Origin of the sequence: Leucobacter sp. BZR 635, from assembly GCF_048061935.2 — a bacterium.
Classification (GTDB): Bacteria; Actinomycetota; Actinomycetes; order Actinomycetales; family Microbacteriaceae; genus Leucobacter.
In genome coordinates this window covers 1-14,281 of the sequence record NZ_JBLUNZ020000028.1, presented here as the reverse complement: position 1 = coordinate 14,281, position 14,281 = coordinate 1, and the positions used below count along the sequence as shown (strand labels likewise).

General features: G+C 62.5%; 18 protein-coding genes, 1 tRNA gene and 1 pseudogene. 16 read left to right on the top strand and 4 right to left on the bottom strand.

Features of this window, described 5'->3' with window-relative positions:
- Positions 1-227 precede the first annotated feature (227 nt).
- From pstS to pstB, 4 genes are all read left to right on the top strand, one after another.
- Positions 228-1,328, top strand: coding sequence for a phosphate ABC transporter substrate-binding protein PstS (pstS, locus tag ACI1US_RS05235; protein ID WP_416549886.1), 1,101 nt, complete (start codon positions 228-230; stop codon positions 1,326-1,328).
- A gap of 99 nt (positions 1,329-1,427) precedes the next feature.
- Positions 1,428-2,363, top strand: coding sequence for a phosphate ABC transporter permease subunit PstC (gene pstC, locus ACI1US_RS05230; protein WP_416549883.1), 936 nt, complete (start codon positions 1,428-1,430; stop codon positions 2,361-2,363).
- A gap of 2 nt (positions 2,364-2,365) precedes the next feature.
- Positions 2,366-3,250 carry a phosphate ABC transporter permease PstA gene (pstA, locus tag ACI1US_RS05225; RefSeq protein ID WP_416549884.1) on the top strand — a complete coding sequence of 295 codons (885 nt, stop codon included), beginning with the start codon at positions 2,366-2,368 and terminating at the stop codon, positions 3,248-3,250.
- A gap of 26 nt (positions 3,251-3,276) precedes the next feature.
- The gene (gene pstB, locus ACI1US_RS05220; protein ID WP_416549885.1) at positions 3,277-4,056 is read left to right on the top strand and encodes a phosphate ABC transporter ATP-binding protein PstB; all 780 of its coding nucleotides are present in this window, start codon (positions 3,277-3,279) and stop codon (positions 4,054-4,056) included.
- A 491-nt stretch (positions 4,057-4,547) separates the two neighbouring features.
- Here pstB and ACI1US_RS05215 read toward each other — a convergent pair whose 3' ends face one another.
- Both ACI1US_RS05215 and ACI1US_RS05210 read right to left on the bottom strand, forming a co-directional pair.
- Positions 4,548-5,177 (bottom strand): hypothetical protein, encoded by a 630-nt coding sequence (locus tag ACI1US_RS05215; protein WP_461638728.1) that lies wholly within the window; start codon positions 5,175-5,177, stop codon positions 4,548-4,550.
- Between the two features lie 13 nt (positions 5,178-5,190).
- Positions 5,191-5,742: an HdeD family acid-resistance protein gene (locus ACI1US_RS05210; RefSeq protein ID WP_461638726.1), complete on the bottom strand. Its 552-nt coding sequence runs from the start codon at positions 5,740-5,742 to the stop codon at positions 5,191-5,193.
- Positions 5,743-5,938: 196 nt separating this feature from the next.
- Between ACI1US_RS05210 and ACI1US_RS05205 the strand changes: the two genes are divergently transcribed.
- From ACI1US_RS05205 to ACI1US_RS05180, 6 genes are all read left to right on the top strand, one after another.
- The gene (locus ACI1US_RS05205; protein ID WP_461638724.1) at positions 5,939-6,202 is read left to right on the top strand and encodes a GlsB/YeaQ/YmgE family stress response membrane protein; all 264 of its coding nucleotides are present in this window, start codon (positions 5,939-5,941) and stop codon (positions 6,200-6,202) included.
- 501 nt (positions 6,203-6,703) lie between these two features.
- Entirely contained in the window at positions 6,704-7,177 is a 474-nt protein-coding gene (locus tag ACI1US_RS05200; RefSeq protein ID WP_461638722.1) for an ImmA/IrrE family metallo-endopeptidase, read from the top strand.
- Between the two features lie 118 nt (positions 7,178-7,295).
- Positions 7,296-7,601 (top strand): hypothetical protein, encoded by a 306-nt coding sequence (locus tag ACI1US_RS05195; protein ID WP_461638720.1) that lies wholly within the window; start codon positions 7,296-7,298, stop codon positions 7,599-7,601.
- A 130-nt stretch (positions 7,602-7,731) separates the two neighbouring features.
- Entirely contained in the window at positions 7,732-8,271 is a 540-nt protein-coding gene (locus ACI1US_RS05190) for a hypothetical protein (protein WP_461638718.1), read from the top strand.
- Positions 8,252-8,461: a hypothetical protein gene (locus tag ACI1US_RS05185; RefSeq protein WP_461638716.1), complete on the top strand. Its 210-nt coding sequence runs from the start codon at positions 8,252-8,254 to the stop codon at positions 8,459-8,461. Before ACI1US_RS05190 ends, ACI1US_RS05185 begins: the two co-directional genes overlap by 20 nt.
- Before the next feature lie 162 nt (positions 8,462-8,623).
- Positions 8,624-8,694: transfer RNA gene (locus ACI1US_RS05180), tRNA-Gln, on the top strand.
- Positions 8,695-8,886: 192 nt separating this feature from the next.
- On the opposite strand, the gene ACI1US_RS05175 is transcribed toward ACI1US_RS05180, so the two are convergent.
- Both ACI1US_RS05175 and ACI1US_RS05170 read right to left on the bottom strand, forming a co-directional pair.
- Positions 8,887-9,099 carry a DUF378 domain-containing protein gene (locus tag ACI1US_RS05175; protein ID WP_461638714.1) on the bottom strand — a complete coding sequence of 71 codons (213 nt, stop codon included), beginning with the start codon at positions 9,097-9,099 and terminating at the stop codon, positions 8,887-8,889.
- Positions 9,096-9,284, bottom strand: a complete 189-nt coding sequence (locus tag ACI1US_RS05170; RefSeq protein WP_461638712.1) for a hypothetical protein — start codon at positions 9,282-9,284, stop codon at positions 9,096-9,098. The genes ACI1US_RS05175 and ACI1US_RS05170 overlap by 4 nt, the downstream gene beginning before the upstream one ends.
- A gap of 842 nt (positions 9,285-10,126) precedes the next feature.
- Between ACI1US_RS05170 and ACI1US_RS05165 the strand changes: the two genes are divergently transcribed.
- The 6 genes and pseudogenes from ACI1US_RS05165 to ACI1US_RS05140 form a co-directional block, all read left to right on the top strand.
- Complete coding sequence (locus ACI1US_RS05165) at positions 10,127-10,399, top strand: hypothetical protein (protein ID WP_461638710.1); 273 nt, start codon at positions 10,127-10,129, stop codon at positions 10,397-10,399.
- 644 nt (positions 10,400-11,043) lie between these two features.
- Positions 11,044-11,391, top strand: a complete 348-nt coding sequence (locus ACI1US_RS05160; protein ID WP_461638708.1) for a hypothetical protein — start codon at positions 11,044-11,046, stop codon at positions 11,389-11,391.
- A 274-nt stretch (positions 11,392-11,665) separates the two neighbouring features.
- A complete protein-coding gene (locus ACI1US_RS05155) occupies positions 11,666-11,932 on the top strand; it encodes an HNH endonuclease (protein WP_461638706.1) in 267 nt (88 codons plus the stop codon).
- A gap of 166 nt (positions 11,933-12,098) precedes the next feature.
- Positions 12,099-12,512: a hypothetical protein gene (locus tag ACI1US_RS05150; protein ID WP_461638704.1), complete on the top strand. Its 414-nt coding sequence runs from the start codon at positions 12,099-12,101 to the stop codon at positions 12,510-12,512.
- 157 nt (positions 12,513-12,669) lie between these two features.
- Positions 12,670-13,971 (top strand): hypothetical protein, encoded by a 1,302-nt coding sequence (locus ACI1US_RS05145; RefSeq protein ID WP_461638702.1) that lies wholly within the window; start codon positions 12,670-12,672, stop codon positions 13,969-13,971.
- Positions 13,972-13,975: 4 nt separating this feature from the next.
- A pseudogene (locus ACI1US_RS05140) lies at positions 13,976-14,281 on the top strand (hypothetical protein); the annotation flags it as partial.

Genomic DNA, 14,281 nt, shown 5'->3' with positions numbered 1-14,281 from the left:
CCCGATTAATCCATTCCGACCCTTCCACGCCCTGTGCAAGGGTCGGAACGGATTAATCGGGGTGTGGGGGGGGGAGGGGCAAAGTGTCGTCCCCCGAGCATCACCGCGAGTTCACCTCATGTTTACCTTCCGGTCGGATCCCAGTCACACCCGATCCTTAGCGTGGATATCGCCAGGTAATCGCCAGGCAATCAGGATCACACCACATCAGAATGGACACGACACTCGTGAAGTTCTCATCCACGATGAAGGCAGCCGCTGCAGGCGGCGCCGCCCTGCTTATCCTCACCGGTTGCGCTGCTAACGAATCCGCACCCGAAACCGGCGACGAGACCGCTTCGTCGCTGACCGGTACCCTCTCGGGCGCTGGCGCTTCGTCGCAGGACGCAGCCCAGCAGCAGGGGTGGATCGCCGGCTTCCAGACTGCGAACGCCGACGTCACCATCAACTATGACCCCTCGGGCTCGGGTGCCGGCCGCGAGTCGTTCCAGAAGGGCGCTGTCGCGTTCGCTGGCTCGGACCGCGCATTCAAGGCAGAAGAGATCACCGCAGGCCCGTTTGACGCCTGCACAACGAGCGACATCGTCGAGATCCCCGCCTACATTTCCCCGATCGCCCTCGTGTTCAACGTCGACGGTGTCGACAACCTGAACCTCGACGCAGCAACGATCGCAAAGATCTTCACCGGCGAGATCAGCAATTGGAACGACGCGGCAATCGCCGACGCCAACCCGGATGCAACGCTCCCCGACCAGGCGATCGTGCCCGTGCACCGCTCGGACAAGTCGGGCACCACCGGCAACTTCACCGAGTACCTCGCAGCCGCTGCCCCCGAGGCGTGGACCGCAGGCTCGGTTGAGGAGTGGCCGACCGACATCACCGGCGGCGAGGCAGCCCAGGGCACCTCGGGCCTCGTCGAGGCAGTGAAGGGCGGCGTCGGCACCATCGGCTACGCCGACGCTTCGAAGGCCGGCGACCTCGGCACCGTCTCGGTGAAGGTCGGCGACAAGTACGTTCCGTTCACCCCCGAGGCAGCGGCGGCAATCGTCGACGCGTCGCCGCTCGAAGAGGGTCGCACCGCAAACGACCTCGCGATCGAGCTCGACCGCACCAGCACCGCAGACGGCGTCTACCCGCTCGTGCTCGTGAGCTACCTCGTCGGTTGCGAGAAGTACGAGGATCCGGCAAACGCCGAGCTCGTGAAGAACTACTTCGAGTACATCGTCAGCCCTGAGGGCCAGGAAGTGGCTGCAAAGGCTGCCGGCTCCGCCCCGATCTCGGATTCGCTCCGTGAGAAGGCTTCTGCGGCAGTCGCAGCGATCAGCTAACCCGCTCCCGGGTGGATCGGCCTCGCCCTCGGCAGCCAATCCACCCGGGCAGCACCCCGCGTTACCGCTTCTACTCCCCCACCGGAAGGCACTCCCGAAGTGACTGCTCCCACGACCGCGCCACGGCAGGTTCTCAGCCGCGGCGACCGAGTGTTCTCGCGCACGGCCATCGCCTCAGGCAGCATGATTCTGGTCATCCTCGCCGCCGTCGCGGTCTTCCTCATCGTTCAGAGCATCCCCGCGTTCGTCGCCACGGGCGAGACCGCATCGGTGCTCACCACCAACTTCTGGGCCTACGTGGGCCCGCTCGTGTTCGGCACCGTCTGGGCAGCGGTGCTCGCGCTTATCATCGCGCTCCCCCTCTCGATCGGGATCGCGCTGTTCATCTCCCACTACGCCCCCCGCAAGCTCTCGCAGCTGCTCGGCTACCTCATCGACCTGCTGTCTGCGGTTCCGAGCGTTGTCTACGGCCTCTGGGGCATCCTCGTGCTCGCCCCTGCCGTGCGCCCTCTCTACGTCTGGCTCAACGAGCACATGGGCTGGATCCCGCTCTTTAGCGGCACCGCGAGCGGCACCGGCCGCACGATCCTCACCGCGGCCATCGTGCTCGCCGTGATGATCCTCCCCGTCATGACCGCGATCTCCCGCGAGGTCTTCCTCCAGGCTCCCAAGCTCAACGAGGAGGCCGCGCTCGCGCTCGGCGCGACGAGGTGGGAGATGATCCGTCTCTCGGTGCTCCCGTTCGCGAAGCCCGGCATCATCTCGGGTGCGATGCTCGGCCTCGGCCGCGCGCTCGGCGAAACCATGGCCGTCGCCATGGTGCTCTCCGCGAGCGGCGTCGTCTCGTTCAAGCTCCTCACCGCCGATAACCCCTCAACCATCGCCGCGAACATCGCCCTCACCTTCCCTGAGGCGTACGGCGAGAACGTGAACGTGCTCATCGCCACGGGCCTCATCCTCTTCATCGTCACCTTCCTCGTGAACGCGGTCGCGCGGTGGATCGTCAGCCGTCAGAACGCCCGGATCGGAGCCTAACCATGTCGCTCACCGCAGCCGCAAACGGCGCAACCATGCGCCGCAAGCTCACCGACCGGCTCGTCACCGTGCTCGTCACGGCAGCCTTCCTCGTCGCGCTCATCCCGCTCATCTCGCTCGCGATCACGGTCGTCTCGAACGGTATCGCCCGCTTCGATCTCGAGTTCTTCACCTCGTCGATGCGCAACGTCACGGGCGAGGGCGGCGGCGCGCTGCACGCGATGATCGGCACGCTGCTCATCACACTCGCAGCAACCGTCATCGCAGTACCGCTCGGTCTCATGACCTCGATCTACCTCGTCGAGTACGGCCGCGGCCGGCTCGCCAAGATCATCACCTTCCTCGTGGACGTCATGACCGGCATCCCCTCGATCGTCGCGGGCCTGTTCGCCTACGCGGCCTTCGTGCTGATCCTCGGCCCCGGCGCTCGCATGGGCATCATCGGCGCGGTCGCGCTCGCGGTGCTCATGATCCCGGTGGTCGTGCGCTCGAGCGAGGAAATGCTCAGGCTGGTTCCGGGCGAGCTGCGCGAGGCCTCCTACGCGCTCGGCGTGCCGAAGTGGCGCACGATCCTCAAGGTCGTCCTCCCCACCTCGATGGCAGGCATCATGACGGGCGTGATGCTCGCGATCGCACGCGTCATCGGCGAAACCGCGCCGCTACTCATCACCGCCGGCTTCACCGCGAGCATGAACTACAGCCTGTTCAGCGACCGCATGCAGTCGCTCCCCGTGTACGTGTACACGCAGTTCGCCAACCAGGGCAACCCCGCCTCAGCGTTCATTGAGCGCGCGTGGGCGGCGGCGCTCCTCCTCATTCTCATCGTGATGGCGCTCAACCTGATCGCCCGGTTCGTCGCGCGTCGGTTCTCCGCCGTCGCCCGCTGATCTACCACCCCCACAGAAAGCAGCACATGTCGAAGCGCATCGAAGTTGAAGACCTCAACGTCTACTACTCGAAGTTCCTGGCGGTCGAGGATGTCTCGCTCGCCATCGAGCCCCGCTCGGTCACCGCGTTCATCGGCCCCTCGGGCTGCGGCAAGTCAACCTTCCTCCGCACGCTGAACCGCATGCATGAGACCATCCCCGGCGCACGCGTCGAGGGGCAGGTGCTGCTCAACGGAGAAGACCTCTACGCTCCGGGCATCGATCCCGTGCTCGTGCGCCGCCAGGTCGGCATGGTGTTCCAGCGTCCGAACCCGTTCCCGACGATGTCGATCCGCGACAACGTGCTCGCTGGCGTCAAGCTGAATAACAAGCGCATCTCGAAGGGCGACGCAGACGCCCTCGTCGAGAAGTCGCTGCGCGGCGCAAACCTGTGGAACGAGGTCAAGGATCGCCTCGAGAAGCCGGGTGCCGGCCTCTCCGGCGGGCAACAGCAGCGCCTGTGTATCGCGCGTGCGATCGCCGTCTCCCCTGAGGTGCTCCTCATGGACGAGCCCTGCTCGGCCCTCGACCCGATCTCGACGCTCGCGATCGAGGATCTCATCGCGGAGCTCAAGCAGGAGTACACGATCGTCATCGTGACCCACAACATGCAGCAGGCCTCGCGCGTCTCCGATAAGACCGCGTTCTTCAACATCGCGGGCACCGGCAAACCGGGCAAGCTCATCGAGTACAACGACACCGCGACGATCTTCGGCTCGCCCACGGTGCAGGCGACCGAGGACTACGTGTCGGGCCGCTTCGGCTAAGTCCTACTGCTGTTTCCGGGTTCGCGCCCGTCCGCTGCTGCGGGCGGGCGCTTTCGCGTGCCGGTGCTGGCGGGGGCTTTCGCGTGCCGGCAGATCCGCCGGACGCGCGGCATCTCCCCGACGTGGCGGGGGTGCGAGCTGCCCGCGGCAGCATCGGCGGCTCTTCAACGATTGAAGGTGCAGACCTCAGCGAGCAGGAACGCTCACCACCCATGACCTCAGCGAGGTCGTGGGCTTTGTACTGCAAATCACTCCTGACTTCGCTGAAGTCATGGCTGGTGAACGGTTCAGGCTGGGCGCGCTCCGCCCTGAGAATGTGCGGGCCCTAGCGAGAAGAGGGCCGCGCTGCGCCCCACGCCAGTGCGGAAGTGTAAGACCGAGCCGCAGAACGCCTCTCGGCGGAAGGCCGCTCGAAGCGGCAATTTTTGGAGCCCGGGGAACTGCGGCCCGGCAACACCAATTGTACTCCGAGTTGCTGAACTCGCTGTGCGTTAGCCGAGCGTCCCGTCACGCCAGCGGCGCGCGGCACCGTCCAACTCGCGGCCAATCGTCGCGTAGCGCAGCGCCCGGGTGGTGAGCTCGCTGCCGTGCGCTTCGTCGTGAGGATCCCGGTCATCGGCGAGTTCCGCCGCCCCGGCAGCCATGACCCGCGCGTAGGCAGCGGCCCGGTCGAGCGTCACTCCGAGGTCGCCGACGAAGGCTCCGCGGAGGATCCTGTCACACAGCTCAGCGATCGTTTCGGGCGTGGCGGGTTCGACGGCCCCGACCACAATCGGGTCGATCGTGCCGATCCGCCGCGAGCCGCGGCTGAAGAGGTCGGCTGTACCCACGGGGTCGGCAACGGTGATGCGGCGCAGCAGATAGAGCCGCCAGAGTACGCCCGCGAGCGAGTTTGGGCTTTCGCGCGCCCACAGCTCTGCGATGTCGTTGATGCCGTCGCCCGAGGCGACCTCGACGACGCGCTGCACGATCTCGGGATCGGCCACCTGGCGGACCCGGTGCAGCAGCGCCCAGGAGGTTTCTTGGGCGAGGCGGTGGGCGGCTTCGGGATCGTCAGATCCGATGATGCCGTCGAAGGCTGCTGACGGCTGCAGAATGGGGCGCTGATGTTCTCGTGTCATACGAGGAGCTAGGCTACGCGTTTCCGCGGCGTAGCGCGAGTGCCGCCCAGATCAGCGAACCGCCGACGAGTGTGGTGAGGAGGCCTGCAACAAACGCAGCGACGATGAGTGCGAGCGACGGCCAGATGAGCGCAACGATACCGAGTGCGATCAGCGCGGCGGGGATCGCGACAAACACCCAGTGGATCGCTTCTCGCATGCGCACCGCAATCGCGAGCCACACGGTTCCAATCAGCAGCATTGTCGCTGCGACGAAGCCAACGAGCATGCTCACCGTGAGCTCCGGAAACGCGATCGCGATGACGCCGAGCACGATAAACAGCACCCCCGCGGGAGTGCCGAAGCCGCGAGCACGCGATCCAACGATTGTCGCGAGTCCGCCGCCGATGAAGGCTGCGCCGATGAGGAGCGCGAGGATTCTACTCGCCGCGAAAAACGGCCAGACGAGCAGGCTGAGGCCGACCAACAGCGTGACGACGCCGACGGTCAACGGAACGCCCCACGGGAAGCGCCGCGGCATACGCCCACCCGGCTGCGAGCCGTCGGGGATCAGTTCCCAGCTCATCGCGTGTCCTCTCTTGTGCGCTGCGAGTGCCGCTCTGCACGGTTCTCCATTCACTGTAAGTGTTCTCTGCTGTGTATTGGCGGGCGGTGCGCTTTCGGCTGAATCCACTTCGAGTAAAGACTGTGAGAAATGCAAACTCCCTTGACTCGCATTGCAAACAGAGAATAATTGGTGACCCAAGCGAAAGGGGAAACTCATGGGATTCTTAGCTTTCATTCTGCTCGGGCTCATTGCCGGCGCAATTGCAAAGGCCATCATGCCAGGCAAGAGCGGCGGTGGCTGGTTCGCGACGCTCATCCTGGGCGTCATAGGTGCCGTCGTCGGCGGCTGGCTCGGCTCACTGCTCTTCAACGCGCCGCTGCAGGAGTTCTGGTCGATCCAGACCTGGGCACTCGCGATTGGCGGCGCGCTCGTTGTTCTGCTCATCTGGGGCGCAATCACTGGGCGCCGGAAGGAATAGCGCGGCTGCACTACGAGTTGCGCAACAGAAGAGGCCCGGCCAAGTTTCACAACTTCGCCGGGCCTCTTCCGCGTGAATGGTGGTGCCCCCAGTAGGGATCGAACCTACGACCTGCGGATTGAACGAGCCATTTTCGGCACAGGCCGACACGAAAACACATTCGCCGACAAACACCGATCCTTATTTGCGCTGATCGGGGGTTTCAGAGCGAAACAAAGCTCCTCAACCCGACAAACTAAGACAATCGAATGAGCGAACAGAATCCGCCATGTTGGCCAAATGTTGGCCACGGGCCACCTCATAAGGAGTCCTCCACGTTGGCTCGCGCAATCTGAGAATTGCGCGCCGGACGATACCACGCCAGATGAGCCCCCGCAAGCAGACACGGTCCGCAGTGAGCGAAAATCGGCCCATTTGGCCGGTAAAGTAGTACACTCATAGTAGATCGATCCTGTGGATAGATCAGTGGATAACCTGTGGAAACCCTAGGAGGCGACCAGCATGTTAGTTAAAGAAGCAGCACAGTTGGCTGCCCGACGAGTCCTTAAAGATCGGTGGGACGATTCCTTCCCTGTGGACCCAATCGCGATCGCCGCAGCGTACGGTATTGAAGTTAGCTTCGAAAGCCTTCTCCCGGGCATATCCGGCGCGATTGTCGCAAAGCCGGGCGACGTCAAAATCCTCATTGAGGAGAATGAGAACTTCGGTCGGCAGATGTTCACAGCGGCACATGAGCTAGGTCATTTCATTGAGCGTAGAGACAAGGGGGATAACGAGTACTCCTTCGTCGAACGTCGGACAAACGAGTACGACCTCCACGAATTCTACGCAGATGAGTTTGCAGGCAATTTGCTGATGCCGGAAGATGAATTCCGTCGAGTTTGGGGAATCTACGAGTCCGAGTACATGATTGCAAGCCACTTTGGTGTAAGTCCCTCGGCCGCAGCACATCGCAAGAGACGCCTTGGAATCTGACGGCCCTGATCTCGACTCAGCTTCAGTAGACGACCTCAAACAGGATGTCCCACGAAGCGAATCGGTTTCCCACATAGTCCTCGCCCCAGAAGGCACCAGGGGTGACGTATTGCGAACGATGCGCGATCTGCGCCAGCGCTTCACGCGACACCAAAAGACGATGCAGAGCGCGGAAATCAATCGGCTCCATCAGCAAAACGAGATGCGGCCCAAGTTTTTTAAGCTCGCTGCAGCACTCGCGTGGAGTGTGATCATTGGGAACTTTATCCTCGTTGGCTGGTACGCATGGCACGCTAAAGCAGCAATAGAGCCGTACGTGATCGTGGCATGGATCAGCTCCACTGTTGTCGAGATACTTGGGATCATCTACATCATTGCCCAATATTTGTTTCCAGGTGTTCCCCCGAAACGCAAGAAGAAGTAACCCTTCGCGCAATCTGAGAATTGCGCGTAGACTATCCCTCAACAGGTGCTTTAAGGCCCGTCACAACTAGATCCCTCAGCGAATGGGGCATCGACCTTGTGACGGGCCTTTTCGTTTTGGAGGAGCAGGCATGAATGATCACCCCGTGGATGGTGTCGGGTATCTCGAGCAGCGCGAATACAACCGGTTCGTGTGGGCGTGGGAGAGCGCAGGCAAGATCATCGCGTGGCTGCGCTCAGCCGGTGATATTAAGAGCGCACAGGAAGACGTGCGCGTGTCCAGCTCCACGGAGCCAGCAACACCCCTAGCCGCAACATGGCTCGCCGCCGACGAGATCAACAGCCACTGTGTCGCGCTCAACCGCTTCGCAGACGAGCATGCCGCCGCGAACGACAAGGTCGGCCAATACCACGCGCTCGAACTCGGGCGTCTTGTCGCATCGGCTGACCGACGCTGGCCCCAAGTAGACAAGCCCCGCAGAATCACGTTCATGACCTGTGGCGGCTGCGACAAACTCACCCTCGCCCACCGGCCCCCACGCTTCCCGGGCGATGAGATCGTGATCAGCTGCTATTGCGGCTACACCCTCACCCCAGGCGAGTACGCGCTCGTTCAGCACATCATCCTGTCCGACGTAGAGGAAGGTCACTATGCAGACGCCAGCGCATAGAGTGCCGCGCACAACGAAGCTTGAAGACCACTTCGTGAAGATCGAGGATGCCGGCCCCAGAGTCGGGAAGTCCAAGCACACCGTGTACCGGTGGATCCGAGAGGGCCGCATCAAGGTCATGCGCATCGATGGCGTGAAGTGGCTGTCCGTGCCCGACCTGTTGGCAGCCGAGTTCGCGACCCGTCGCTGAGCATTCGTGCGCGGCTACTTGCACTTTCGTGCAACTCGTGCAAAACTGATCGTAGATGGTGGAGTTCTATACCCACTCACCAGGCCCCTGACGCAGACGCGTTGGGGGCTTTGGTGTTTCATCGCCCATAACTGAATAGCTCGCACACCGGTGCGGGCACGCTCCCATTTCGTCTAACGGCAAGACGCTCGGCTCTGGACCGGGCAATCGAGGTTCGAATCCTTGAGTGGGAACGACACGGGGCAACCCATACCGACCTGGCGGGCGAATACCAGGGCTTACTCTCCCCCGGCGTGACGGGATGACGCACAGCGCCGTCCTCCGATTACGTCACTCCGGTGCCAGGCCGGCACCACACGCAGCTGCACCCCCAGCAAAACGTCTGTGTCGCCGAGGGTACAGCTAGTTGAGGTCTACAGAAGGCGCTAGACCTGTGTCCGGCCCCTGCTTTCGCGCGGAATGAAGTCCAGGATCAGCACCAGGGCAGCGACGCCCACGATGATGTACACGACCTTGGACGCCGCCGAGCCGGCACCAAAGATGGAATCGACAAGGTTGAAGTCGAAGAGGCCTACGAGGCCCCAGTTCAGTCCCCCGATAATGACGAGGACTCTCGAGATTCCAAGCAGCACGTTCACGACTCGTCCTCCTCAAGCTTCAGGCCAACACCAAGAGCAAAGAACGTGGGTGCCCACTGGCCAATAAAGATTCCCCACCGATCCGACTGAGCTTTGCTGTCGTCCTTGCCCCGGGATACCAGCCACGTGGCAAGCGAGATACCAACCGAGACTAGCCCTGCCGTATAGGCGTGGCTGCTACGCACACCCCAGCTGCTAACGAAACGCATGGGATTCCAGGCGGTCTTCTCGGCAGCTTTCCGGACTTCCTTTTTCGCGTTAACACTCATTGTTCGCTCCGTCCTGCATCGTCAGCTCCGGCAAAGCCTGAACTTGTTGGTGAGAATCGGTCGGCTCCGCAATGAGCGAGTGGCTTATCGTTGAGCCGCCTTGATTCAGTCAACGCGCCCGTCGCCCACACTGCAAGGACTTTGAGCCAACACTCAGTGAACAGTGAGCTATCGGGCAATACCGCTACGGACCTGCGACTGCTGACCGTACCGGGGAATCACACTGCAAGGGATCCCTTACTGCACGCACACACTCTTCTCGTCAAGCGGCTGTTCAAGAGAGATGTTCACGAACATCACCAGTGAACGGCCCCCCTGACGGTCACTCTTCCTCCGCGCCGTACCGCTGACAACACACTTACAGAACCGGGCACAAACTCGCGCTCGCTACACGTTGTGAGCCTGGATTGCTTTGCCACTCAGTGCATCTACTGGCCTATGCTGTAGCTATGAGAATGACCTTTCTAGTGTGCGCAACGACCACTCTCGCTTTTTCACTTCTTGGATGCTCAGCCCCGGCTGATCCGCACGATACCCCCGCCCCAGCCGAGGAAACCTCGAAGGCCCCAGCCGAGCAGGCTAGCGCTAACGGCAACTTCACCTTCACCCACATCAAGTCCTGCGATGACGTACAACCGTTCGTGGCGACTTGGGTTGAAGGACTCAACCCTTACGACTGGAACAGCGTTTCCGAGACTGACATCCACTGCGGCTGGGAGACGCCACCTGAGGACGTCACACCAGACAATGCTCGGTCGGTGGAAGTTAGATTCGCAGCGATCTCAGAGCAGCCCGACTACAGCCCGCTAGAGGGCATGGCAAGCTTCGAGCGCGTCAGCGACGAATGGGTCGCTGCGAACAACGGTGACGCGTTCACGATGACAGTCGACATCGGCATCTCTGCCGTCATTGGAACAACAATTTGGGTGCCAGGCGTCGAAGTAACGGTGTCGGGCGGGCGATGGGCAAACCTTCCTGAACTGGACGGCCCAGCGGGGCTAGAAATCGCCAAGCAGATCCTCGTTTCCTAGAGCGGCGCAAGGCCTCACACCAAAACCCCCGGCTCCCCGCCGGGGGTTTTGTCGTTCCCCCACTTCCTCCGCGCCGTACCGCTGACAACACCCTTACCGAACCGGGTACGAGCGCGGAGGAACCCTTTGAACCGGTCAAGCGCGCTTGCTGCGGAAGTGTTCTCGAACCGCGTCAGCCTGCTCCTCAGTGAGGGTCCATGGCGACCCCTTTTCCGACTCCGGGCGAGGGTGGCTCTCGCGCAGGTACCGCCTCACCTGAACCCCCGGGCGGCCTTCTGGCCCATGTCCGAGTTCCTTAGCTAGCTCTTTTGGTGTCAATCGCTGATCCATAGACCGATCGTAGCGTCCTCATACAAGGAACACCATGATCAGCACAGTTCACAGGAAGCGAGCCTCATGACCCAGCAATCGGCCTGTGAAGACTGCGGCCCTCGTTACCCGTCCGTACGTGCAGTGATGCTCTGCTGTCCTGAGGAATACCGGGGCGACCTATACACCGAGGAGAACCGATGAGCAACCCATCAAGCAGTGAATGGACCGCCCACGGGCATCCGATCCCCGGCGTGACTCTCGCCGGGCCAAGACCCAGCCGTGTTGCCCGTTGCGGCGGTGTGAGGCTCTGCGGCAGATGCAAGACCGAGGCAATGGCAGCAGTGACCAAGGCGGCGCTCGCAGAAGCCAACATCCACCTCGTTGAGAACAAATCAAGCAAGCCAGAGCCCATCCTCACCGGAGACGAATGGGATTCGATCAAGGGAGCGCCAAGGGCCATCACCGCTATCACTGTCACCACGACCAGCAAGGCACGCGTCAGCAACCCTGAGCGGGACGAGTGGCTCTACGACAGGGCCGTCACCCTCGCGCTCGAGCAAGGCCCTACACAGCCACTCGCCCTTGCACGCGTCCAGGAGTACGTCACCGCAGACAAATACCAGGGCGGCATCGAACACCTCTACGAGTGGACATTCATCCCCCGTCCCCTCACGACCTAACCCCGGGGTGCCGCATCACAGGGCCCCTAGCCCAGAGGTGGCCCTGTGGTGGCCCCTGGCCCTCGCAACACAAGGGCCCTGACTCCCGGCCCAGCGCCCCCCAGTAGCCCACACCCCGCGGACCGGGGCATGGGCCAGACGGGGCTCCCCCGACCGGCCCCGCCCAGACCCCGGCTTCCCCTACGCCCCCGCCCAGGACCAGCACCCCAGGCCACCGCCACCACGGCTACCCGCCTCACAAGCATCCCCAGCACAGGACACAAAGGAGTGACCCATGCGAGGACTCGACGACCGCACATACCGCAAACGCACAGCCGCACTCAAAGCCCAACGCAACGACTGCTGGCTCTGCCGCAAACCCATCGACTACACACTCCCATGGAGCCACAAGATGGCATTCACCGCAGATCACGTACAACCACGCTCCAAAGGCGGACACCTCTACGGTGACATCCGAGCAGCACACCGATCATGCAACAGCAGCCGATCAAACCGCGTCACAACCATCACCCAGCCACCAACCACCGCACTGAAGTGGTGAACCAAGCGACAGCGCCAACAACCGACCAGCCCGCACACTGACACACGACCCCAGGGGGCACCCCCTCCCCCGGGGCCTCCTCGCCAGACCCGCGGCATAGTGACTTTTTACACAGGGCTGTAGTCCGGTCTGACATGGGCGGGGTTCGCTCTGACAGGAGGCTGCTGTGGCTGCTCCCTTGAAGCCTTGTGGCACGTTGGCGGCGTATCGGCGGCATCTGCGCAAGGGTGAGGCCGCGTGTGCTGAGTGTCTGGCGGAGGTCGCTGCGGATAAGCAGCGTCGGGCGGATGAGCGGCGTGCTGGGCAGGCTGCAGCGGTCCGTGCGCAGCTTTCGGCCGTTCCTGATCTGGTGGAGCCGGCCCGGGCGATCGACGAGCTGGATGAGGCTTACGCCACGTTGACGTGGATTAAGGCTCAGATGGATTCCGGTGTTGCCCAAGGCGCGGCGGCGTTGGCAAAGCAGCGTATGGAGCTTGTGGCGTTGATTAAGCGTCTCGAGAGTGCGAGTAAGCCGGAGGTGAGTGCTCTTGACGAGATCGCTCGAAAGCGTGCGGAAAGGCTCGCAGCTTCCTCGAATTGAGTCGTACCCGCTGTTTCATACGTCGGCGGCGGATGATGCGGTAGACCTTGCCGCAGTCGCTGGCCTTGGCTTGTACCCCTGGCAGGAACACGTACTGCGTGGCTCGCTTGGTGAACGTGTGGATGGCCGCTGGTCAGCGTTCCGAACGTGTCTTGTGGTGCCGCGCCAGAACGGCAAGAACGCGGTGCTTGAAGCTCGAGAGCTTGCGGGGCTGTTGCTGTTCAACGAAGGCGTGATTATTCACACGGCGCACGAGTTCAAGACTGCAAACAACTCCATGATCGCGTTGATGAATCGCATCAAGGCCTCGCCGCTGCTGGCTGAGGTCAAAGGTGGTGCCGGCATGAGTGTCGATGACGATTTGCGAGAGATCGACGGGTTTCGTACTGGCAACAATCCTGCCATCACGATGAAGAACGGGAACAAGCTGCAGTTTGCGGCACGGTCAGGCGGGTCTGGGCGTGGATTCACTGGCGATCTGGTGGTGCTGGACGAGGCTTATGCGCTGAAGTCTGCCGAGATGGATGCACTGTTGCCGACGATGGCGGCGAAGTCGATCGAGGGCAACCCGCAGGTGTGGTTCACGTCGTCGGCAGGGATGCTCGATTCGGATTTGTTGGCGTCGCTTCGTGCGCAGGCGCAGAAGGAGTCCCCTGGCCGGCTGGCGTACTACGAGTGGTCGACTGAGGATGACGTGGATCCGCTCGATCGTGACGGCTGGTACGAGGCGAACCCGAGTCTTGGTTATCGGATCTCGGAGGAGTTCGTCCAGGACGAGTACGACACCCTCGTTGGCGAGACCGGGAACGATGAAGGCTTCAAGCGGGAGAGGCTCGGGATCTGGGCGAAGCTCGGCGGCGGCGGGATCATCCCGCAGAAGCCGTGGGCTGAGTCTGCCGGGGACGCGCTCGCCATTGAGACGGATACTCGCGAGCAAGGTCGGGTCGCGTTCGCGGTCGATATTCCTCGGTCGCGTGACTCGGCATCGATTGTCATGGCCGGCGAGCTCCCAGACGGACGCACGTCGATCGTGCTGATTGATCGCCGTGTTGGGACTGACTGGGTTGCTGAGCGACTCTCGGGGCTCAAAGCGCAGTACGGCCCGGTGGCGATCGTCATCGATGAGCTCGCGGCGACGGGCACGCTCTTGGGTGAGCTTCGCCGGTTGCGGATCCGTGTGTGGCCGGTGAAGTACCGGGAGTACATGCGAGCCTGCGGTGCCCTGTTTGATGCGATCTCGCAGCTGAAGATCGCTCACACCTCGCAGCAGGAGTTGAACGACGCGGTGGCTGGTGCTGGCCGTAAGGACGGGGAGTCGACGCTCTGGAAGTGGGCGGCGTCTTCGTCTGTAGATATTTCTCCGTTGGTTGCAGCGACGCTGGCATTCGCTGGCCTGCATCGACGGTCCGGGAAGTCACCTGAGGGTGGGCAACGGCAACTAATCGTGATGGGCAGGTGATCCTGTGGCTGATGGTCGTGACCTCACAGATGATGAGCTGAAGACGTTCAACAAGCTGCTGCATCAGCTGAACCAGCATAAGCGGCGCAACAAGCTGCGTGACCGTTACGGTGACAGCAAGAAGACTCTTGACCAGGTTGGGTTCTCCATCCCGCCGCACATGGCATCGTTTCAGGCGGTGCTGGGCTGGCCGGATAAGTCCTGCGGTGTCCTCACGCGTCGGCTGCGTCCGCGCCTGTTCGCTGTCGCTGGGGAGTCATCGCTGCTGGAAGACGTGAACACTCACTTCGGGTCTTCTGACGTGCAGCTG

Coding starts and splice junctions, on each gene's coding strand:
- ACI1US_RS05210 (WP_461638726.1), bottom strand. CDS start 5,742: ATGAGCTGGGAACTGATCCCCGACGGCTCGCAGCCGGGTGGGCGTATG.
- ACI1US_RS05205 (WP_461638724.1), top strand. CDS start 5,939: ATGGGATTCTTAGCTTTCATTCTGCTCGGGCTCATTGCCGGCGCAATT.
- ACI1US_RS05160 (WP_461638708.1), top strand. CDS start 11,044: ATGGCAGCAGTGACCAAGGCGGCGCTCGCAGAAGCCAACATCCACCTC.
- ACI1US_RS05155 (WP_461638706.1), top strand. CDS start 11,666: ATGCGAGGACTCGACGACCGCACATACCGCAAACGCACAGCCGCACTC.
- ACI1US_RS05215 (WP_461638728.1), bottom strand. CDS start 5,177: ATGACACGAGAACATCAGCGCCCCATTCTGCAGCCGTCAGCAGCCTTC.
- ACI1US_RS05195 (WP_461638720.1), top strand. CDS start 7,296: ATGCGCGATCTGCGCCAGCGCTTCACGCGACACCAAAAGACGATGCAG.
- ACI1US_RS05190 (WP_461638718.1), top strand. CDS start 7,732: ATGAATGATCACCCCGTGGATGGTGTCGGGTATCTCGAGCAGCGCGAA.
- pstA (WP_416549884.1), top strand. CDS start 2,366: ATGTCGCTCACCGCAGCCGCAAACGGCGCAACCATGCGCCGCAAGCTC.
- ACI1US_RS05185 (WP_461638716.1), top strand. CDS start 8,252: ATGCAGACGCCAGCGCATAGAGTGCCGCGCACAACGAAGCTTGAAGAC.
- pstB (WP_416549885.1), top strand. CDS start 3,277: ATGTCGAAGCGCATCGAAGTTGAAGACCTCAACGTCTACTACTCGAAG.
- ACI1US_RS05200 (WP_461638722.1), top strand. CDS start 6,704: ATGTTAGTTAAAGAAGCAGCACAGTTGGCTGCCCGACGAGTCCTTAAA.